Below are 20,745 nucleotides of genomic sequence, written 5' to 3' on the forward strand. Positions count from 1 at the left end.
CCCTCTTTCTCTGTCTCCAACTCCCCCACGCCCCCCCCCCCCCCCCCCCCCCCCCCCCCCCCCCCCCCCCCCCCCCCCCCCCCCCCCCCCCCAGGTCGTTGGACGGGGCATGGACGCCAAGAACCCCAAGCACGCGAAGCACGCCAAGACCGCAGCGGGCGCCGGAAGCGCCGTGCGGCGCGGCCTCGCCGCCCTCGCCCTCACCTCCGGAGCCCTCGGCCTCGCCGCGGGCGCCGCCCACGCCGACAATGCCAGCCTCCAGGCGGCCGCCCCGCTCGCCAAGCGCGTCGGCGGCATCGTCGACCACCCGGGCCAGGCCGTGGAGGACACCAAGACCGCCCTGGCCGTCACCGGCGCCGTGGCCGGCTCCGCCGCCCGCTCCACCAACACCTCCCTCGCGGGCGCGGGCAGCGCCCTCCAGACGATGCCGCAGGCGCCGTCGGTCAAGTAGCGCGGCGGGAGGGGACGGGACCAGGGTGGGCGGCTCGGGCCGGCCCAGCAGGCCCGGGCGCTGACCTCGCGGACGCCGGCTCGTTGATCAGCACATGATCCTGTGGTTGCTCAACTCCTGCTCCACCCTCACCCTCGGCCTCCTCCTGGTGGGCGGCTTCACGGGCCTGGCCGTGGCCGGCAGCCTCGCCGCCCGCCGCCGCTTCCCGCACCTCGCGGGCGGCGAGCACAACGAGATGGTCGGCGTCGCGCTCGGCATGTTCGGCGCGATCTACGGCATCATCCTCGCGTTCGTGGTCGTGACCCTGTGGACCCAGCTCGAAAACGCCCAGGGCATCGTCTCCAGCGAGGCCACCGACCTGGCCCTGATCGTCCGCAGCGCCGAGGCCTTCCCGCCGGAGGAACGCACCCGGGTCGAGCAGGCGGTCGGCGCGTACGTCCACTCCGTCGTCGAAGTGCAGTGGCCGCTGATGCGCGAGGGCCGCCCCAGCTACGACGCCACCGCGCAACAGACCCACGGCCTCTACCAGGCACTCCAGGCGTACGAGCCCACCGGCACCCGGACGACCACCTTCTACGAGCAGGCCGCCGACCGCCTCAGCGACGTCGCCGCCCAGCGCCGGGCCCGCATCGACATGGCCGGGACCTCCCTGCCGATGCTGCTCCAGCTGCTGGTGTACGGGGGCGCGCTGGTGATCCTCCCGCTCACCTTCCTCTTCGGATTGCGCAGCCTGAAGATGCAGCTGCTGTTCGTCTCGGCGGTGGCCGGGCTGATCGGCTTCAGCCTGCTGCTGGTGATGGTCCTGGACCGGCCCTTCGCGGGGGAGCTGAGCGTGAGCCCGGCCCCGTACAAGGAGGCGGCCCTGTCCCAGTTCTGGCCGGGCCGGAGCGCGCTGCCGTAGGGGGCGGGGGCTCGGTCGTCGGTTGGTCGTCGGTTGACGGCGGTCGGCGGTCGGCGGTCGGCGGTCGGCGGTCGGCGGTTGTCGGTCGTCAGCCCCAGGTGCGGGAGCAGAGGACGAGGCGGTAGCCGTCCGGGTCGGCGATGGTGACGCCGTACTCGTCCCAGTACGGGTTGTGGGCGGTGACCCGGGTGCCGCCGTGGGCGAGGAGCCGCTCGACGAGTGCCTCGTCGGGCGGCTCGCCGAGGTAGACGACGAACAGGTCGTCCACGGTGGGCGAGGGCGCGAGCGGGCTGCGGGGGTCCCGGGTGAGCTCGAAGTGCCAGCCGCCGTCGGCCGGACCCACCATGAGCAGCTCGTGCTCCCCGGGCTCCGGCTCGCTGTTGCGCCACAGCACGGCGAGCCCGAGCCCGCCGACGTAGAACCGCTCGGCCGCCCCGAGGTCGAGGCTGGGGCGCGCGACACGAACGTGGGTACGAGAAGTGATCACGGGGTGAGGCTACGGGGTGGGGCGGGGCGGGGGTTGAGGAGCGGGCGGGGTGGGGCGGGGCGGAATGAGCCGGGGTGGTGGGGCAGGGGCTGGGCGCGCCGCTGGGCGGGAGCCGCGGCGAGCGGGACGCCCACACCCGGGGTCGGAGGAGCATCCGGGGGCTTCCCGGCAGCCCATTGTCCTTTCGGTGCGGGCCGGCCAGTCAAGGGCGCTCCTCCTTCGTCGTCGCGTCGCTACGCGATGGCCTTCGGCCACCCTTGACAGACCGACCCACCCCGAAACGCCAAAGAGCTGCCGGGAAGCCCCCGAAGGATGGCCAGGGGGACCCTTCAACGACTGCCCCCGCCAGAGACGCAGGCCCCCGGTTCCGCCTCGCAGCATCCGCCCTCACACCCCGGGACAGCCAGGTCCCGGAGCGGTCCCGAGCACCAAAAGCCTCTCCTGAAGCCCGTATCCGAGCCCGCTCGGGAGCGAGGCGGCCCCAACCTGCAGGGAATGTCGATGAGAAGCCCATCGGGGCGAGTCAGGCGCCCCAGATCGCTACGCGCTCCTCGCGAGACGGCGCCTGGCGGCCGTCTGGGGCTGGGAACAGGTCAGATCGGCACGCAGCTCGCCCTGTTTGGTGTCCGACGGCCTTCTGTGGTGCGAATGCGCTGCCACTCGTCGTTACCCGACGTCAAGTGATCGTCGGCCGCCAACTGGCTCCCGCACGTGCCGGTCTGGGGCGCCGTTCGGCCCACGACAGCGGTCGGCCGCCAACTGGTCGTCGCACGTGCCGGTCTGCTGCGCCGCTCGGCCCACGACGGCGGTCGGCCGCCGAGACGCGAGGAGCGCGTAGCGATCTGGGGCGCTGGCGGGGGCGGAGTGGTGGTGGGTTGGGGGTGGTGGTTCTGGGGGCGGGGATGTGGCGGGTCAGGGCTTTGCCCGGCGGGTCTCTGGCGGGGGCCGTCGTCGAAGGGTCCCCCGTGCCGTTCCCCCGGGGGCTTCCCGGCAGTCTTTCGGCATTCCGGTTCGGGTCGCGCTGTCAAGGGTGGCCGGAGGCCATCGCGCAGCGACGCGACGACGAAGGAGGAGCGCCCTTGACAGGGCGGCCCGAACCGGAAGGACGATGGGACTGACGGGCAGCCGCCGGTCACTCCTCCGATCCCGGGTAGGGGGATCCCGCCTCTTCGCTCCCGCCCTGCAGGGCGCTGCCGGGTCGTCGGTTACCGCCCTCCCCACCCGCCGCCTTGTCCCGGGTGTCCGGGACGAAGATGCTCAGCCTGTAGGTGGTGGGGTGTTCCAGGCGGCCGCAGAACATGTCGCACCTGAGTTGGGGCGGGTCGGTGACCGCTCCGGTGTGGTGGAGGCGGTTGATTTCCGCCTTGAACTCGGCGTGGTCCTGCGTCGAGAACACCGGTTGCCAGTGGCCCGGGACGGTGGGCCGGCTGCGGGCGTGTTCGGCGGCGCGTTTCCGTTTGCGTTTCCGTTGGCCCGGCAAGGGCGGCCTCCTGGGGTGGTCAGAGGTACTGGGCGTAGGTGTCCAGGGTGCGGAGGATCTCCGGTTCGTCGGCCGAGGGGAGTTGGAGGACCACCTCCTCGATGCCCAGGTCCCGGTAGTGCGCGAGCTTGCCCGGGTTGGGGTGGACCGCGTACGGGACGACCTGGAGCGCCTTCGGGTCGCGGCCCGCGGCCTCCCAGACCTGGCGCAGGGCCGGCAGTGATTCGGTCAGGCCTCCGCCGCCGATCGGGAGCCAGCCGTCGGCGTGGTCGGCGATGGCCTGGAACAGTTTGGGGCCGGCGGCGCCGCCGAGGAGGGTGCGCGGGCCGTGGAGTGGCTGGCCGGGGCCGAGTTCGCGTGGGGGCTGGGCCGGCTTGGGGTGGGCCTGGCTGGCCTGGACGGAGGAGAACCGGCCGACGTAGGCGGTGGGCTCGGGGGCCCACAGGGCGCGCAGCAACGCCATGCGGTCGCGGACCAGTTCGCGGCGGGTGGGCCAGTCGACGCCGTGGTCGGCGGCCTCCTCGACGTTCCAGCCGTAGCCGACGCCGAAGGTGAAACGGCCGCTGGAGACGTGGTCGAGGGTGGCGATCTGCTTGGCGAGGACGATGGGGTCGTGCTGGGCGACGAGGGTGATGCCGGTGCCGAGGCGGAGCCGTTCGGTGACGGCGGCGGCCTGGGCGAGGGCCACGAAGGGGTCGAGGGTGCGCCCGTACATCTCGGGGAGTTCGCCGCCCATGGGGGCCGCGGTGTCCCGGGAGACCGGGATGTGCGTGTGCTCGGGCAGGTAGAGGCCGGCAAAGCCGCGTTCCTCCAGGCTGAGGGCGAGGCGGACGGGGGTGACGGTCCGGTCGGTCAGGAAGACGGTCGTGGCGATCCGCATGAGCGTGGGCACCTCCGTGACGGGTGGGACACACGCTACGGGGATCGGCTGGTCGGCGGCAGGGGGCGGGCCGGTCAGGCGCGGGGGTAGCGGGCCAGCCAGGCGGGGGCGGAGACGGCGGGGCCGTGGAGGGTGGGGCCCTGGGTCATTTCGAGGGCGAAGTCGTCGGCGAGTTCCAGCACGGTGGCGCGGCCTTCGAGGTCGGCGAGCCAGGCGGCCGGGAGGGCGGTTTCGCCGTGGAGGGCGCCGAGGAGGGCCCCGCAGAGGGTGCCGGTGGCGGAGGAGTCGCCGCTGTGGTTGACGGCCAGGCGCAGCCCGTGCGGGACGTCTTCGGCGACGAGGGCGCAGTAGACGGCGACGGCGAGGGCGTCCTCGGCGTCGCTGCCTGCGCCGGGGGAGAGGGAGGCGACGGTTTCGGGGGAGGGGGTGGCCCTGGAGGCGGCGGTGGTGAGGGCGCGTTGGAGGGCGTCGGTGACGGGCTGGTGGCCGGAGCGGCTGCCGAGGAGACCGAGGGTGCGCTGGGCGGCGGTGTCGAGGGTGTCGCCGCGGGTGAGGCCGTGGACGATGACGGCGAGGGCGGCGGCGGAGAGGTAGGCGGTGGGGTGGCCGTGGCTCTGGACGGCGCATTCGACGGCGAGTTGGAGGACGAGGGCGGGTTCCCAGCCGACGAGGAGTCCGAAGGGGGCCGAGCGGGTGGTGGCGGCGGTGTCGCGGGCGGTGGGGTTCTTGGGGCGGTCGAGGGTGCCGCGGGTGGTGTCGGCGAAGCCGGTCATGCAGGTGCGGTCGGGGTCGCGGCGGGCGTAGAGCCATTCCTGGCGGGCGAGCCAGCCGTCGTCCTCGCGGCGTTCGTCGGGGCCCCAGTCGTGTTGGGTGGCGGCCCAGCGCAGGTAGGCGCGGTGGACGTCGGTGGGCGGGTGCCAGGCGCCGGCGTCGCGGCGTACGTGGGCGCGGATCAGGCCGTCGACGGTGAAGAGGGTGAGCTGGGTGCGGGAGGTGACGGTGCCGGCGCGGCCGTAGGCGGGCGCGGGCTCGGTGAGGCCGGCGGGGCCGTGGGCGCTGCGGATGTCGTCGAGGGAGAGTCCGCTGAGGGGGGCGCCGAGGGCGTCGCCGATGGCGGAGCCGAGGAGGGTGCCGCGGACGCGGCTGCGGAAGTCCTGTTGTTCGGTGCGGCCCCACAGGCCGGTGGCGAGGGGGGAGCGGCCGCCGAGGGTGCCGCCCTGGGTGGTGGGTCGTGCTGTCGTTCCTGGTGTGGGCGTCGCCGGGGGCGGTGTTGTGGGCGTTGTTGTGGTGGTGTCCGTTGCGGCGTTCGCTGCGGCGTTCGTTGCCGTGTCCATCGTGGTGCCCCCCGACTGCCCCGCGTGTTCTGGCGCGCACTGTAGTGGACATGCCTGATCAGAACCGGAAGAAGGCGATCAAGAGACCCGTAAGTGAGCAGAGAAAGGCCGGATCGTGTCCTGGGGTGGGTGCGGGTAGGTGGCAGTCGGCCGCGGTAAGGGGTGTCCGATGTGCGGTGATGCGTTAATGGCACGTTTTGCCACTTGCCTTCGAGGTGGCCGTTTTCGGCCATGCCCTGTTCGCGCGGTGTTCCCCGCGCGCCCGGAGCCTCGGCGGCACGAAGAAGCACTCCTCGCGACGGCCGCCGTCACCGCCGCGCTCACCGCATCCCCGACCGCGGCGGCTCCCTGCGCCTCGCCGACCGCCTGATCAAGCTCGACCTACCGCCGCCGTACCGCCGCGGTCCGGCAGGTCCACCCCGCCGGCCGCGGCGGCCCGCTCCGGTCCGGCGGGTCCTCAGTCCAGGACGGGCAGCAGCTCCGGCAGGTGCCCGTCCGAGGCGGCCGCCGCGCGCTGCCGCTCCTGCGGCACCTCCCCGTACAGCGTGGTGCGGGGCCGGGCCGGGCGGCCCGCGGCCGCGGCGACCGCGACCAGGTCCTGGACGGACTTGTACGAGCCGTAGCCCGACCCCGCCATCCGGGAGATGGTCTCCTCCATCAGGGTGCCGCCCAGGTCGTTGGCGCCCGAGCGGAGCATCTCCGCCGCGCCCTCCGCGCCCAGCTTCACCCAGCTCGTCTGGATGTTGGTGATGTGCGGGTGCAGCAGCAGCCGGGCCATCGCCGTCACCGCACGGTTGTCGCGGACGGTCGGGCCGGGCCGGGCGATGCCCGCCAGGTAGACGGGCGCGTTGGTGTGGATGAACGGCAGCGTCACGAACTCGGTGAACCCGCCGGTCTCCTGCTGGATGCGGGCCAGGGTGCGCAGGTGCCCGAGCCAGTGCCGGGGCTGGTCCACGTGCCCGTACATCATGGTCGAGGAGGACCGGATGCCGAGGTCGTGGGCGGTGGTGACGACGTCGATCCAGTCGGCCGTCGGCAGCTTGCCCTTGGTGAGGACCCAGCGGACCTCGTCGTCGAGGATCTCCGCGGCCGTGCCCGGGATGGAGTCCAGGCCGGCCTCCTTGGCCGCGGTCAGCCAGTCCCGTACGGACATGCCGGTGCGGGTGGCGCCGTTGACGACCTCCATCGGGGAGAAGGCGTGCACGTGTATGCCGGGCACCCGCGCCTTCACCGCCCGCGCGATGTCGAAGTACGCCGTCCCCGGCAGGTCCGGGTGGATGCCGCCCTGCATGCACACCTCGACCGCGCCCACGTCCCAGGCCTGCGCGGCCCGGTCGGCGACCTGGTCCAGCGACAGCGTGTACGCGTCGGCGTCGGTGCGGCGCTGCGCGAAGGCGCAGAAACGGCAGCCGGTGTAGCAGACGTTGGTGAAGTTGATGTTCCGCGTGACGACGTACGTGACGTCCTCGCCCACCACCGACCTGCGCAGCTCGTCCGCGATCCGGCACAGCGCGTCCAGGGCGGGCCCGTCCGCGTGCAGCAGGGCCAGCGCCTGGGCGTCGGTGAGCCGCTCCGGGTCGTCGGCGGCCTGTGCGAGGGCGGCCCGTACGTCGGTGTCGATGCGCTCGGGGACCATGCCGGGCGCGGCGGCCTCGCGCAGGGCCTCCCAGTCGCCGTAGACGTGGTCGAAGTCCTCGCGGCGGTCGCCGGTGCGGCCTTCGGAGTCGATGGCGGTGTGCAGGTCGGTGCGCCCGGTGGCGGTGAACGCCTCCTCCGGTTCCTGCCAGGGCCGGCCGACGACCTCGGCGTCGGGTCGGGCGAGGCCGGTCTCCGGGTCGGCGAGGGCCCGTACGTGCGGCAGCAGGCGCGGGTCGAGCCAGGGCTCGCCGCGGAGGACGAACTCCGGGTAGACGCAGAGCCGTTCGCGCAGCTCGAAGCCGGCGGTCGCGGACTGCTCGGCGAGCCGCTCGATCTGGGGCCAGGGCCGCTCGGGGTTGACGTGGTCGATGGTCAGCGGGGAGACGCCGCCCCAGTCGTCGATGCCGGCGCCGATGAGGCGGGCGTACTCCCCGTCGACGAGGTTGGGCGGGGCCTGGAGGCAGGCCGACGGGCCCATGATGTGCCGGGCGACGGCCACGGTGGCGACGAGCTCGTCGAGGTCGGCGTCCGGCATGCCGCGCATCGCCGTGTCCGGCTTGGCGCGGAAGTTCTGGATGATCAGCTCTTGGATGCCGTGGTACGCGCGGGCCGTGCGCCGGAGCGCGAACAGCGACTCGGCGCGCTCCTCGTAGGTCTCCCCGATGCCGATCAGCAGGCCGGAGGTGAAGGGGACGGAGGAGCGTCCGGCGTCCTCCAGGACGCGCAGCCGGACGGCGGGCTCCTTGTCGGGGGAGCCGTGGTGGGGGCCTCCGGGCTCGGACCACAGGCGGGTCGCGGTGGTCTCCAGCATCATGCCCATGGACGGGGCGACCGGCTTGAGCCGCTGGAAGTCCGCCCAGCTCAGCACGCCCGGGTTGAGGTGGGGCAGCAGGCCGGTCTCCTCCAGGATGCGGATGGAGACGGCCCGCACGTAGGAGATGGTGTCGTCGTAGCCGTGCGCCTCGAGCCATTCGCGGGCCTCGGGCCAGCGGTCCTCGGGCTTGTCCCCGAGGGTGATGAGGGCTTCCTTGCAGCCGAGGGCGGCGCCGCGGCGGGCGATGTCGAGGACCTCGTCCGGCGACATGTACATCCCGTGGCCGGCGCGGCGCAGCTTCCCGGGGACGGTGACGAAGGTGCAGTAGTGGCACTTGTCGCGGCAGAGGCGCGTGAGGGGTATGAAGACGCTCTTCGAGTACGTGATCACACCGGGGCGGCCGGCCGCCGCGAGCCCGGCGTCGCGGACCCGCGCGGCGGACGCGGTGAGGTCCTGCAGGTCCTCGCCGCGCGCCTGGAGCAGTACGGCCGCCTCGGTCGCGTCGAGCGCGACGCCGTCGCGGGCGCGCCGGAGCGCGCGGCGCATCGCGTTCTGGGTCGGGGCGTCACTCGGAGTGGTCATGCGGTGAGCATACGATCCGGCGGCCCGCCGGCGGGGCGTCGACCGTCGGTCACCGCATCAGCTCACCGGCGTTGACCAGCAGGGATTGGCCGGTTATCGCCCGCGCCCGGTCGGAGGCGAGGAACACGGCGGCGTCGGCGACGTCGCCGTCGGTGGCGAGGTCGGGCAGGGCCATGCGGGCGGCGAGCCGGTCGCGGACCTCGGCTTCGGGGACGCCCTCGGAGTGGGCGGTGAAGGTGACGAAGGCCTGGACGGGCGGCCCCCACATCCAGCCGGGCAGGACGGTGTTGACGCGGACGCGGTGCCGGCCGAGCTCGCGGGCCATGGAGTACATGGCGGAGGTGAGGGCGCCCTTGGAGGCGGCGTACGCGGCCTGCTGCACCTCGTTCGGCGCGGCGACGGCGGACTGGGTGCCGATGATGACGACGGAGCCGCCGCGCTGCTTGAGCGCGGGCAGGCAGGCGCGGGTCATGCGGAGGGTGCCGAGCAGGTTGACGTCGAGGACCTGGGCCCAGGTACCGAAGTCGGCGTCTTCGACGCCGCCGAAGTAGGAGTCCCAGGCGGCGACGTGGACGACGGCGTCGATGCCGCCGAACCGCTCGACGGCGAGGGCGGCGAGGGCCGCGCACTGGTCCTCGTCGGTGATGTCGGTGGCGCGGTGGGCGGTGTGGGTGCCGTCGGGGTCGATCTCGGCGGCGGATTTGGCGAGATTCGCCTCGGTCCGTGCACCGAGAACGGCCCGTCCGCCGTCCCGTACGACGGCCGCGGCGACCTGGTGGCCGAGTCCGGCCCCGACGCCGGAGACGATGACGGTCTTTCCTTGCAGCAGCATGCGCGATCGCCTCCTGGCACGGGCCCGTGACTGACGATGCGTCAGATTAGGTTGCGGTCGCCGCGGAGGGAAGGGGCGGGGCGGTGCCGCGTGCGCCCCGCGGGCGCGCGGGTGCGCGGGGGCGCGGGGGCGTACGGGAGTGTGATCAGGCCGCCCCGCGGCCGAATCGCCATCAGTCGCTAAACGTCGACCGGGTCAAGATCACCGCATCGGGGGACTCCGGCGGCTTCAAAAGGCCCGGCCGCCGCGACAGACCGTTACTGTTCCCCGTGATCTGGCCGGATTCCCGGATATACGCCCCCCTTTCCTCCTCTTTCACCGGTGACGTGCGGGTACGCGCCGGTCGCCGCCCCTTGCGAAGGAGAGCTCGTCGATGACCGTTGACAGCAGCCCCGAGACTCAGCTGGAACCCCCGCAGCAGACCAGCCTGGGCACGGCAGCTGCCCGCAACCTCGCCACCACCACCAAGTCCGCCCCGCAGATGCAGGAGATCACCTCCCGCTGGCTGCTGAAGACGCTCCCCTGGGTCGAGACCAAGGGCGGCGCCTACCGGGTGAACCGCAGGCTCAGCTACACGGTCGGAGACGGACAGATCGAGTTCGTCCAGGACGGCGCAACGGTCCGGGTGATCCCCCGCGAGCTCAACGAACTGGCCATGCTGCGCGGCTTCGACGACACGGAGGTGCTGACCGCGATCGCCGGCCGGTGCGTCCAGCGCGACTTCCGCGCCGGAGAGGTGCTGGTGGAGCGCGGCGGCCGCGCGGAGCACATCCACCTGATCGCCCACGGCCGGGTCAGCCAGACCGGCGAGGGCAAGTACGGCGACGAGGTCTCCGTCTCCGTCCTCGCCGACGGCGACCGGTTCGGCGAGCACGCCCTGCTGGACGGCCAGGGCACCTGGGACTACACGGCCACCGCCGAGACCTCCGGCACCCTGCTCACCCTCTCCCGCGCCGACTTCGAGGCCGTCATGGCCTCGGCGCCGGCCCTGCGCGGCCACATCGAACGGTTCACCGCGCTCCCGCACCAGCGGCAGAACCGCCACGGCGAGGCCGAGATCGCCATGTCGTCCGGCCACACCGGCGAGCCGGAACTGCCCGCCACCTTCGTCGACTACGAGCTCCACCCGCGCGAGTACGAGCTCTCCATCGCGCAGACCGTGCTGCGGGTCCACACGAGGGTCGCCGACCTCTACAACGGGCCGATGAACCAGACGGAGGAGCAGCTCAGGCTCACCATCGAGGCGCTGCGCGAGCGGCAGGAGCACGAGCTGATCAACAACCGCGAGTTCGGCCTGCTCCACAACGCCGACTTCAAGCAGCGGATCCAGACCCACTCCGGCCCGCCCACCCCCGACGACATGGACGAGCTGCTCTGCCGCCGCCGCGGCACCAAGCTCATCCTGGCCCACCCCAAGGCGATCGCGGCGATCGGCCGCGAGTTCAACGCCCGCGGGCTCTACCCGGACCACGTCGACATGGGCGGCCAGTCCGTCCCGGCCTGGCGCGGCGTCCCGATCCTTCCTTGCAACAAGATCCCGATCAGCAAGGAGAACACCAGCTCGATCATCGCCATGCGTACCGGCGAGGACAACCAGGGCGTGATCGGCCTGCACCAGACCGGACTGCCGGAGGAGTACCAGCCGGGCCTGTCCGTGCGGTTCATGGGCATCGACGAGAAGTCGATCATCTCGTACCTGGTCACGGCCTACTACTCCGCGGCCGTCCTCGTGCCCGACGCCCTCGGCGTGCTGGAGAACGTACAGATCGCCCGCAGGCAGGGCTAGGCCCCCTCCGGCAGCCCCGGCCCTCCCCGGCCGCCCCGGCCCGCCGATGTCCGGGCCCTCTGCGCGGGCTCGGGCTTCGGCTCGGGCATTGGCCTGGGCTCGGGCTTGGGCTCAGGCCTGTGTTCGGGCTTTGGCCCTGGGCTCGGGCTTGAGTCTGCGCCTGTGCTTGGACTCGGGCACGCGCCCGGGCCTGCGCCCGGTGGCACCGGGCGGCCGGATCCTTCCGGGCCGGCCGGGCCGGCTGCCCCGGCCGGGTCCGCCGGGGATCCGGGACGGTCCCACTACCCCCCCAAGGAGACACGGATGCCCGACCCTGGGCCTTCCCCTCTGCCGTCGAGCCCGCCCGCCGCTGCCGCGGCTCACGGCGTCGGCCGCAGCGCGGCCGCGGGCCGGACCGGACTGCCTTCCGGGCCGCCCCCGCTGCCGTTCACCCGCGCGCCGGAGGCGTCGCCAGCGTCGGCAGTGCCGGACGCGGTGTCCGACGCTGTGCCGGACCCGGTGTCGCTGCCGGACGCGGTGCCGGCGCCCGGCCCGGTGCCGGAACCGGGTTCGGCGCTGGCGCGGATCCTGTCCGGCCCCAGCGGCCTGGGCACGGTGAGCCTCCACGTCGGGCGCCGGGCGGACCTGGTCGCTCCGCCGGAGGCGCCGACACTACTGCCCGGCCTGCCGGAGCCGGCCATTGCGTCGGCGTCGATGCCGGCGCCGGCGATCGCCGTGGCGCGGTCCCTCCCGTTGGCGCTGGCCGTGCTGTCGGATCGGCCGCCCGCCCCGTCGGGCCTGTCCGCCGTGCCCGAGCCGACGGCCGCCCCGGCGGAGGGTCGCCCGATCCCGGGCCTCTACTACCACCCGGTCCCCGAGCCCGACCCCGTCCGCGTGGCGGAGGTCAGCCACCGGATCAAACGGTGGGCGGTGGACGAGGTCGAGGCCTACCCCCCGGAGTGGGAGGACCAGTTCGACGGCTTCTCCGTGGGCCGCTACATGGTCGCCTGCCACCCCGACGCCCCGACCGTCGACCACCTGATGCTGGCCACCCGGCTGATGGTCGCCGAGAACGTCGTCGACGACGTCTACTGCGAGGACCACGGCGGCTCACCCGTCGGCCTGGGCGGAAGGCTGCTGCTGGCGCACACCGCCCTCGACCCGGTGCACACCACCGGCGAGTACCAGTCGGCCTGGGCGGAGTCGCTGTTCGCGGACGCCGCCCGGCGCTCCTACCGCTCCGCCATGGAGTACTTCGTACGGGCGGCCTCGCCGTCGCAGGCCGACCGGTTCCGGCACGACATGGCCCGCCTCCACATGGGCTACCTGGCGGAGGCCGCCTGGGCCCAGACGGACTACCTCCCCGAGGTGTCCGAGTACCTGGCGATGCGGCAGTTCAACAACTTCCGCCCGTGTCCCACCATCACCGACACGGTCGGCGGCTACGAACTCCCCGCGGATCTGCACGCCCTGCCCGCCATGCAGCGGGTGATCGCGCTCGCCGGGAACGCCACCACCATCTCCAACGACCTGTACTCGTACACCAAGGAACTCGACGCCCGCGGCAAGCACCTGAACCTGCCCGTGGTGATCGCCGAGCGGGAGGGCCTCTCCGACAAGGAGGCCTACCTGAAGGCCGTCGAGGTCCACAACGAGCTCATGCACGAGTTCGAGGCCGCCGCCGCCGAACTCGCCGCCACCTGCCCCGACCCGCGCGTCGCGCGCTTCCTGCGGGGCGTGGCCGTATGGGTCGACGGCAACCACTACTGGCACATGACCAACACCTATCGCTACAGCCTGCCCGACTTTTGGTAAGCAGAATGGATTTACCCATGACGAGCGTCGACCTTCCCGCTTCCGCCCCCACCGCCGCCTTCATCCCGGCCCCGGCGACCCCCTACCAGGGCGACATCGCCCGCTACTGGAACGAAGAGGCCAGGCCCGTGAACCTGCGCCTCGGCGACGTCGACGGCCTTTACCACCACCACTACGGCATCGGCGCGATCGACCACGAGGCCCTCGGCGACCCGGCCGACAGCGCCTACGAGAAGAAGCTGATCGGCGAGCTCCACCGCCTGGAGTCGGCCCAGACCGATGTCCTCCTCGACAACCTCGGCGCCATCGGCCGCGACGACCTCCTCGTCGACGCCGGCTGCGGCCGCGGCGGCACCATGGTCATGGCCCACCAGCGCTTCGGCTGCAAGGTCGAGGGCGTGACGCTGTCCGCCAAGCAGGCCGACTTCGGCAACAACCGCGCGCGGGAACTGGGCATCGCGGACTCCGTCCACTCCCGCGTCTGCAACATGCTCGACACGCCCTTCGAGACCGGCCAGGCCGCGGCCTCGTGGAACAACGAGTCCAGCATGTACGTCGACCTGCACGACCTCATGGCCGAACACTCCCGCGTCCTCGCCGTCGGCGGCCGCTACGTCACCATCACCGGCTGCTGGAACCCCCGCTACGGTCAGCCGTCGAAGTGGGTCTCGCAGATCAACGCCCACTTCGAGTGCAACATCCACTCCCGGCGGGAGTACCTCCGCGCCATGGCCGACAACCGCCTCGTCCCCCAGGCGATCATCGACCTGACGCCGGAGACCCTGCCGTACTGGAAGCTGCGCGCCACGTCGTCGCTGGTGACGGGCATCGAGGAGGCGTTCATCAAGTCGTACGAGGACGGCTCGTTCCAGTACGTGCTGATCGCGGCGGACCGCGTCTGACGCGCTCGGGCGTGGGTTGGACAACCGGGCCGGGCCCGTGGCACTGCGCCGCGGGCCCGGCCCTGCGCGCGGGCGGGCTCCGCCCGGGCGACTCCTACTGCTGGGCCAGAGCGATGAGCCCGGCCCAGGCGGTGGGGGAGAAGGTGAGGTGCGGGACGGCGGTGTCCTTGGAGTCCCGGACAAGGACGGCGGCGGGGGTGCGCCCCACTTCGACGCAGGAGTCCCCCTCGCTGCCGTCGCTGTAACTGCTCTTCGACCAGGCAACTTCCACGCAGTCGTTGATGTCACTGCTGTCGCTGTAGCTGCTCTTGAACCATGTCAGCTCGGGTTTGCGCATCATGTTGCTCCCAGCAGTTGCTCGATGAAGACCCGAGACTCCCGCGGCGTGAGAGCCTGGGCCCGGATCATGCCATACCTCAGTTCTAGGATGCGGAGCTGCTTTGGGTCGGCTACCGGGCGCCCGTTGAAGGCCCCCTCGGCACGACCGATGGCAGAGCCGTCCCCGAACTTGAGCACCTGGATGAGGCCTGCCATTCCCGCGTGCTCCTCGCACGCAGTCGGCATCACCTGAAACGTAAGGTTGCGCAGCTGCGTCATCTTCAAGAGGTGTTCAAGCTGACCGCGTAGCACCATTCTGCCTAGCATGTTGGTGATGACTCGGGCCCCAGGGCGCAGACGAGGAGCCAGCACGATGACCATCGCACCGGATGATTCGAGGCAGGGCTCAACCCCTTACACGACGATGCGTGGGCTCCTGCAGTCGCTGGACGACACCATTCCCGGCAAGTTCGAGATCACCAAAGAAGGGATCGTCCACGACATGATGTCGCCGGGACGTCCGCACGAAGTCACCGCCGGGCTCGTCAGCCGCCGCCTGGAGAGGGTGATGCCCGAGGGGATCTGGGCGTACACCGGCGAGCCGGACGTCGAGGACGAGCCCGAAGGCATCATGCGGCACCCCGATGTCATGGTGATCGCGTTCGCCGACATGGAAGGCGAGGGGTCCTTCGACCCGCGCACACTCATCGCCGCCGTCGAGATCGTTTCCCGCTCCAACCCCGACAACGACTGGGTCGGCAAGATGCGGGACTACCCGCTCATGGGCATCCCCATCTACGTGATCTTCGATCCGCGCCACGGCACCGGCGCCGTGATGTCCGATATCCACTCGACCCCGGACGGCCCCCGGTACTCCATCCGTAAGGATTTCGTCTACGGCGAGGACGTCACCATCGCCGAGTGGACCATCCCCACCAACGACCTGCCCCGCTACGCCGACGGCTCAGGGGAGTAGAGGTAGGCGGGACCGAGTAGGTGCGCCTCATGTCGACTGCAGCGGCGAAAGGGAAGAGCCTCACTCCTTGCCCAGCACCTCCGCGTACTCGGTGAGCTGACTTTCCTGGTCCCCGGTCAGGTGCCGGACTTCCCAGATCAGCGCGGCTGTGTCGACGACCTCGGCTGTGAGTTCGCGGCTACCCGCCGACGGGCGGACGCCGGTCAACTCGGCCAGTACGGCGACCGGTACGCCGAGCGTCGCGGCGAAGCCGTCCAGCAACTCTGCATCGAGCAGATTGGTGCCTCGCCCCACCGCGCCGATGGTCGAAGCCGCCTTGCAGACACCGGACATCAGACACATCGCCTTGGCCGTCCCCGACCAATTCAGGTTACGGAGCGAGAGCATCCGGAGAAGGAGCGAGCCGAAGCCGGGTGGGTATTGCTCGTACGCGCGGGGCTTCCAAGGAGTGAGCACGTCCGCTGGTGCGGTCATGCGGCGGGCACGGGTGCGCAGCAGTCGCCGACCGGACACGGGCAGGGCAAGGGAGCGCGACACCAGGGAACTGGAGGCGCCGGCCAGCTCGTCGAAGAGCCACGCGGTCTCAGGTACGGGGAGGTCCGCGACGAGCAGGAGGTCGTGGGTGCGCAGCCCGGTCCGCTCCGCCAGGCCTTCGAGGAACTCCTCGGTCGGGGGCCACGTGTCGAGAGCCCGACCGCGCCCGCGAGGCGCGCCAGACGTATGTCGGGCTCGGGGCGTGTCGGGGGTTCCATGGTCACCAGGGCTTCGGTCGGGCGGGTGGAGCGGGATCTCCTGGGGCGGAGTCGGAGGAGTGACCGGGGGCTTCCCGTCAGTCCCATCGTCCTTCCGGTTCGGGCCGCCCTGTCAAGGGCGCTCCTCCTTCGTCGTCGCGTCGCTGCGCGATGGCCTCCGGCCACCCTTGACAGGGCGACCCGAACCGGAATGCCGAAAGACTGCCGGGAAGCCCCCGGGGGAACGGCATGGGGGACCCTTCGACGACGGCTCCCGCCAGAGACCCGCCGGGCAAGGCCCTGACCCGCCACATCTCCGGCCCGGGACCACCGCCCCCGGCCGCCACCGGCCCGGGGCCGCGCCAGCGCCCCAGATCGCTACGCGCTCCTCGCGTCTCGGCGGCCGACCGCCGTCGTGGGCCGAGCGGCGCAGCAGACCGGCGTGTGCGAGGGCCGGTTGGCGGCCGACGATCACTTGACGTCGGGTGATGGCGGGTGGAAGCGCATTCGTGCTGTGGAGGGGCGTTGGGACCGACGTGGGGTGGCGGCGTCGGTCCGTTGGCCTTCTCTTCGACGGGCCCCTGGGTGAGGGGCGGCAGCGTGTGGACGGCGGCTGGTCCTTGTGGACGGCGGCTGGTCAGAGGCTGCGGGCGGTGATGTCGCCGTGGGTGGTGGTGGCGTGGATGGTGAGTTCGGCGGTGCCGTCGTTCTTGAGGCTGTTGTCGATGCGGCCGTAGCCGGTGCCGGCGTCCAGGGTGGCCGAGGTGGCGGCGGCGATGGAGATGCTGCCGGACTGGGTGTGGAGTGCGACCGTGCCGCGTACGGCCTCGGTGATCCGGATGTCGCCGCGGGCGGTGCTGATCTCGGCGGGGCCGTTGAGGCGGCCGACCTCGACGTCGCCGTCGGTGGCGGTGAGGCGGAGGCTCGCCGCTTCGTCGATCTTGATCTGGCGGTACGCGCCCTCGAAGGTGACGTCGCCCAGGCGGCCGACGCCGCGGAGTTCGGAGCTGGCGGACTTGGCCTCGACGTGCGAGCCGGCGGGCAGCTGGACGGTGACCTCCAGGGATCCGGAGCCGACGAGGCGGTTCTTGGGCTCGGGGGCGTGGATGCGCAGGACGCCGTCGGCGTAGGTGACGGTCGTCTGCTCGGCGGTTTGGACGTCGCGGCTCTTGGAGGGGTTGGCGGGCAGGACCTCGACGGTGGTGTCGGTGCGGTTGGCGGCGATGAACTGGACGCGTCCCGCGGGGATCTCCAGGACGGCGGAGATCGTGGCGGGGGTGTCGAACTTCTGCATGGTGTTCTCCGGTGCTTGCCGTTGTTTCTGACGATGGAAAAGCTACGTTGCTTTCAAGTTGGTGGCAACACAGTTGTTGCGTTGGATTGTTGTTTGTGCAGGTGAGAGGTGATGAATCGTTGCAACTAGTGGCCGCGTAATGCAACGGAGGGTGGTGGTGCGTTGCAATGGGTGGAAGGTGAACGCTATAGTGGCGGTGTTGTGTGTGGAACGGTGAGGAGAGTGCGATGCCGGGAGGCAGGCTCAGCCAGCAGGAACGCCAGCAGATCGCGTCGGGGTTGGCCGATGGCCTGCCCTATGCCGAGATCGCCCGGCGCATCGAGCGTCCGACCTCGACGGTCACGCGTGAGGTGATGCGCAACGGAGGGCCTACTGCCTACCGTGCCGACCTCGCCCAGCGCGCTACGGAGCGGCGTGCTGCGCGGCGCAAGCCTGCTGTTTCCCGTGGGGTGGGGGCGGCCCCGCAGCCGCACGGGCGTGATGCCGAGGCGGTGGCCGAGTACGAGGAGACGCTCACCACCGTGCTCATGGGCTCGGGGCTGTCCAGGATGGGGGCCCGGGTGCTGACCTGTCTGTTCACGACGGACGCGGGCAGCCTCACCGCGTCCGAGCTCGCCCAGCGGCTCCAGGTCAGCCCGGCGTCCATCTCCAAGGCGATCGCCTTCCTGGAGGGGCAGAGCCTGGTGCGGCGGGAGCGTGACGAGCGCCGTCGCGATCGGTACATCGTCGATGACGAGCTCTTTTACCAGGCGACGATCGCCAGTGCCCGGGCCAACGAGCAGCTGGTGCAGGTGGCGAGGCAGGGTGCTGGGGTTCTTGGGCGCGGCACCGTTGCCGCGGCTCGGCTGGAGAACGTGGCGCGCTTCCTCGACTTCATCAGCGAGAGCATCCTCCGGGCCGCCGAGCAGGCCCGTGAAGTCCTGCACACCGAGGTCGAGTAGGCGACTTTTGGTTCTTCCGGCGGGTTGGGTGTGTCAGAGGGCTCGTCAATTGATGGGTTGTCAGGTATTCCCCAGGGCATGTCGAACGCAGAGCAGGAGTCGGGGGCCGAGGCGTACGCCGCGCTCGCCGGCGTGGGGCCGTACGGGGTGCGGCCCGGTCACGCGCTGATCACTATGGTCGAGCCGCATCCGGGCCACGAGTACGCGTACAACCGCTGGTACGAGGACGACCACTACTACGCCGGGGCCATGGCCATGCCCTGGATGTACGCGGGCCGCCGCTGGGTGGCCACGCGGGACCTCCAGGAGCTGCGCTACCCGGAGAAGTCGGCCGTGGCGCAGCCCGTGACCGCCGGGTGTTACCTGTCGACGTACTGGGTGACCGAGGGGCGCTACGACGAGCACATGAAGTGGACCGTCGGGATCAACAAGCGGCTGAACCGGGACGGTCGGGTCTATCGGGACCGGACGCACGTCTTCACGGCGTTCCAGGACCACGAGGCCACCGTCTACCGCGACGGCGCCGCCGGTCCGCGCGACGTCCACGCCCTAGACCACCCGTACGTCGGACTGGTGCTGGAGGTCATCGATGCCGAGGGGCCGGACGGTCGGGCGGAGTTGCTGGAGTGGCTGCGGTCGCGGGCCCTGCCGGGGCGGCTGGCGGGTTCGCCGGCGGCGATGGTGACGGTGTTCCGGCCGACGCCGCTGCCCGGCGACCGGATGACGTACGTGAAGCAGGTCGAGGGGGTGGACAGCCGGCTGACACTGCTGTGGTTCCTGGAGGCTGATCCGCGTGTGTGTTGGGAGGCGTTCCGGGGGCTCGATGCCGAGGTCGCGGAAGCGGGGATGGGGCGGGTGGAGCTGGTGGCGCCGTTCATCCCGACGGTGCCGGGGACCGATCGGTACGTCGACCAGTTGAGGTAGTCGGGTCTCCGGCAGCGGAGACGACCGAGCCCCCTCGGCCGGGACGGCGGGCCAGTCGAGAGGGCTTCAGGCGATCCCGCACACGGGAGTACGGGTGTGCGGGCGATATGGGGTGTCGTGGCGGTCTGCAGTCAGCAGTCAGGCGAGGGGGCCCTCGGTGACGCCCGTGACGAACGAGGCCCAGGAGTCGGGGGTGAAGGCGAGGGACGGGCCGTCCTGCACCTTGGAGTCGCGGACCGCGATGGTCTCCATGACGGGGGACTTGACCTCGACGCAAGCGCCGTTTCCGCCGGAGTAGGAGGACTTGGTCCAGTTGTCCGTGGCGCCCTGACGAATAGCCATGTTTCTCTCCGATGCAGCAGGAAGTGCCGGTGGGTGGGGGTGGTTGTCGGCCATCTGGTTCCTCCCCGGGCCGACGTGATCGACGCTACCGGCACCTTCCGACGGGCGATGAGGTGATTCACCCGACCGGGTGGCATATTCCATTCAGGACTTCTGTGGCTGGGGAGTGACGGTGTACCGTGACCGGCCCCCCTCGCCACCTGCCCGGTTTGCTCCCCTTTTACTTCGCCTTGCCCGCATAATCGGCGATGATGTCCGAGATGAACTGTCGCGTCTGGTCCACGTTGAGGGCCTGCGCACGCAGGTGCTCGTACATCACGCTGTACTTCTGAACGTCATTGGCCTTCTCCAGGTACAGATCGCTCGTGACGCCCTCGATGTAGACGACCGTCGAGTCGGTGGCGTCCGGGAATTCGAGGATCGCGTACTGGCCGTTCATGCCCGGGTGGGCGCCCATCGAGAACGGCATCACCTGCACCGTGATGTACGGCTGCTCCGACTGCTCTATGAGGTACTCGAGCTGGTCGATCATCAACTGGGCGTCGCCGACGTGCCGGCGCAGCGCGGCCTCGTCGATGACCGCCCACAGTCGCAGCGGCCCCACCTCGGGGTTGTTGTTGTCCGTTTCCGACAGTCGTTTCTGCCGGTGCATCCGCACCTGGACGCGCTTCTCCACGTCCGCCGGGCCGGTTTCGGGCGCGGCGCCCCGGATGAGGGCGTGCGCGTACTCCGGGGTCTGCAGCAGGCCGGGCACCATCTGGGGCTCGTACGTGCGCAGGCTGGAGGCGTCGGTCTCCAGGCCGATGTAGACGCTGTACGGGATGTCGCCGAAGGCGTGCCACCAGCCCTGCTGGCGGGAGTCCTTGGCCATCTGCATGAGGGATTCGACGAGTCTGCGGTCCTCGACCTCGTACACGTCGCACAAGTCACGGACATCGCGCTGGCTGATCGACCGGCGGCCGTTCTCCAGCCGGCTGATCTTCGACTGGGAGACGAGCAGGCGCTCGGCGACCTGCTCGGCCGTCATGCCCTTGTCCTCGCGGAGCTTGCGCAACTCCATGCCCAGTCGGCGGCGTCGGACGGTGGGATTGACATTGGACGCCACGTGAACGGCACCTCCGCCTTCTCTGATTGCGTCTCTCTGCGTGTCTGCTGGTGAGCAGACTGCCACCGAAAGGCGGGGCGGCGCCGGTAAACGGCCAGGAAAATACAGGTGCGGGGGGGGGGGGGGGGGGGGGGGAAGGGGCCAACACCCCCCCCTTCTGTGGGGTCGGGGGGGGGGGGGTGGTGGAGGGGGGGGGTGGGGGGCGGGTTTTTTTGTTTGGGGTTCCTCAGCCC

At 71.4% G+C, this 20,745-nt stretch carries 19 protein-coding genes and 1 pseudogene; 8 read left to right on the forward strand and 12 right to left on the reverse strand.

What is annotated here, in order from left to right:
* Positions 1–109 precede the first annotated feature (109 nt).
* Together ACZ4VL_RS37210 and ACZ4VL_RS37215 are read left to right on the forward strand one after the other, a co-directional pair.
* Complete coding sequence (locus ACZ4VL_RS37210; RefSeq protein WP_468209381.1) at positions 110–451, forward strand: hypothetical protein; 342 nt, start codon at positions 110–112, stop codon at positions 449–451.
* Between the two features lie 94 nt (positions 452–545).
* The gene (locus ACZ4VL_RS37215; RefSeq protein WP_468209384.1) at positions 546–1,352 is read left to right on the forward strand and encodes a bestrophin-like domain; all 807 of its coding nucleotides are present in this window, start codon (positions 546–548) and stop codon (positions 1,350–1,352) included.
* 88 nt (positions 1,353–1,440) lie between these two features.
* Here ACZ4VL_RS37215 and ACZ4VL_RS37220 read toward each other — a convergent pair whose 3' ends face one another.
* The 6 genes from ACZ4VL_RS37220 to ACZ4VL_RS37245 form a co-directional block, all read right to left on the reverse strand.
* A complete protein-coding gene (locus ACZ4VL_RS37220; protein WP_468209387.1) occupies positions 1,441–1,839 on the reverse strand; it encodes a VOC family protein in 399 nt (132 codons plus the stop codon).
* Positions 1,840–2,971: 1,132 nt separating this feature from the next.
* Positions 2,972–3,235, reverse strand: coding sequence for a hypothetical protein (locus ACZ4VL_RS37225; protein WP_468209390.1), 264 nt, complete (start codon positions 3,233–3,235; stop codon positions 2,972–2,974).
* A 103-nt stretch (positions 3,236–3,338) separates the two neighbouring features.
* On the reverse strand, positions 3,339–4,199 hold the full coding sequence (locus ACZ4VL_RS37230) for a TIGR03619 family F420-dependent LLM class oxidoreductase (protein WP_468209393.1): 861 nt from the start codon (positions 4,197–4,199) through the stop codon (positions 3,339–3,341).
* A 74-nt stretch (positions 4,200–4,273) separates the two neighbouring features.
* The gene (locus tag ACZ4VL_RS37235) at positions 4,274–5,377 is read right to left on the reverse strand and encodes an ADP-ribosylglycohydrolase family protein (protein ID WP_468209426.1); all 1,104 of its coding nucleotides are present in this window, start codon (positions 5,375–5,377) and stop codon (positions 4,274–4,276) included.
* Between the two features lie 613 nt (positions 5,378–5,990).
* The gene (locus ACZ4VL_RS37240; protein WP_468209395.1) at positions 5,991–8,567 is read right to left on the reverse strand and encodes a bifunctional FO biosynthesis protein CofGH; all 2,577 of its coding nucleotides are present in this window, start codon (positions 8,565–8,567) and stop codon (positions 5,991–5,993) included.
* A 49-nt stretch (positions 8,568–8,616) separates the two neighbouring features.
* Positions 8,617–9,399, reverse strand: a complete 783-nt coding sequence (locus ACZ4VL_RS37245; RefSeq protein WP_468209398.1) for an SDR family oxidoreductase — start codon at positions 9,397–9,399, stop codon at positions 8,617–8,619.
* A 373-nt stretch (positions 9,400–9,772) separates the two neighbouring features.
* On the opposite strand from ACZ4VL_RS37245, the gene ACZ4VL_RS37250 reads away from it, so the two are divergent.
* The 3 genes from ACZ4VL_RS37250 (at position 9,773) to ACZ4VL_RS37260 (ending at position 13,881) form a co-directional block, all read left to right on the forward strand.
* The gene (locus ACZ4VL_RS37250) at positions 9,773–11,185 is read left to right on the forward strand and encodes a family 2B encapsulin nanocompartment shell protein (protein WP_468209401.1); all 1,413 of its coding nucleotides are present in this window, start codon (positions 9,773–9,775) and stop codon (positions 11,183–11,185) included.
* 474 nt (positions 11,186–11,659) lie between these two features.
* Positions 11,660–12,979, forward strand: a complete 1,320-nt coding sequence (locus ACZ4VL_RS37255) for a family 2 encapsulin nanocompartment cargo protein terpene cyclase (RefSeq protein WP_468209404.1) — start codon at positions 11,660–11,662, stop codon at positions 12,977–12,979.
* A gap of 17 nt (positions 12,980–12,996) precedes the next feature.
* Entirely contained in the window at positions 12,997–13,881 is an 885-nt protein-coding gene (locus ACZ4VL_RS37260) for a geranyl diphosphate 2-C-methyltransferase (RefSeq protein WP_468209407.1), read from the forward strand.
* Between the two features lie 94 nt (positions 13,882–13,975).
* Here ACZ4VL_RS37260 and ACZ4VL_RS37265 read toward each other — a convergent pair whose 3' ends face one another.
* The gene (locus ACZ4VL_RS37265) at positions 13,976–14,221 is read right to left on the reverse strand and encodes a DUF397 domain-containing protein (RefSeq protein ID WP_468209410.1); all 246 of its coding nucleotides are present in this window, start codon (positions 14,219–14,221) and stop codon (positions 13,976–13,978) included.
* Positions 14,218–14,520: pseudogene (locus tag ACZ4VL_RS37270) on the reverse strand (Scr1 family TA system antitoxin-like transcriptional regulator); the annotation flags it as partial. The gene ACZ4VL_RS37265 and the pseudogene ACZ4VL_RS37270, both read right to left, overlap by 4 nt.
* A gap of 52 nt (positions 14,521–14,572) precedes the next feature.
* Here ACZ4VL_RS37270 and ACZ4VL_RS37275 point away from each other — a divergent pair.
* Positions 14,573–15,175 carry a Uma2 family endonuclease gene (locus tag ACZ4VL_RS37275; protein ID WP_468209412.1) on the forward strand — a complete coding sequence of 201 codons (603 nt, stop codon included), beginning with the start codon at positions 14,573–14,575 and terminating at the stop codon, positions 15,173–15,175.
* A gap of 60 nt (positions 15,176–15,235) precedes the next feature.
* Here the strand turns inward: ACZ4VL_RS37275 and ACZ4VL_RS37280 are convergent, their stop codons facing one another.
* Entirely contained in the window at positions 15,236–15,712 is a 477-nt protein-coding gene (locus tag ACZ4VL_RS37280; protein WP_468209414.1) for a hypothetical protein, read from the reverse strand.
* 831 nt (positions 15,713–16,543) lie between these two features.
* Entirely contained in the window at positions 16,544–17,200 is a 657-nt protein-coding gene (locus ACZ4VL_RS37285) for a DUF4097 family beta strand repeat-containing protein (protein WP_468209417.1), read from the reverse strand.
* A gap of 227 nt (positions 17,201–17,427) precedes the next feature.
* Between ACZ4VL_RS37285 and ACZ4VL_RS37290 the strand changes: the two genes are divergently transcribed.
* Positions 17,428–18,141: a helix-turn-helix domain-containing protein gene (locus ACZ4VL_RS37290; RefSeq protein ID WP_468209419.1), complete on the forward strand. Its 714-nt coding sequence runs from the start codon at positions 17,428–17,430 to the stop codon at positions 18,139–18,141.
* A 78-nt stretch (positions 18,142–18,219) separates the two neighbouring features.
* On the forward strand, positions 18,220–19,065 hold the full coding sequence (locus tag ACZ4VL_RS37295; protein WP_468209421.1) for a hypothetical protein: 846 nt from the start codon (positions 18,220–18,222) through the stop codon (positions 19,063–19,065).
* A 138-nt stretch (positions 19,066–19,203) separates the two neighbouring features.
* Here the strand turns inward: ACZ4VL_RS37295 and ACZ4VL_RS37300 are convergent, their stop codons facing one another.
* A complete protein-coding gene (locus ACZ4VL_RS37300) occupies positions 19,204–19,407 on the reverse strand; it encodes a DUF397 domain-containing protein (protein WP_385806073.1) in 204 nt (67 codons plus the stop codon).
* A gap of 220 nt (positions 19,408–19,627) precedes the next feature.
* Positions 19,628–20,512: a helix-turn-helix domain-containing protein gene (locus ACZ4VL_RS37305; RefSeq protein WP_361095495.1), complete on the reverse strand. Its 885-nt coding sequence runs from the start codon at positions 20,510–20,512 to the stop codon at positions 19,628–19,630.
* Between the last annotated feature and the right edge of the window lie 233 nt (positions 20,513–20,745).

It is taken from the genome of Streptomyces sp. NPDC029014 (assembly GCF_055564695.1).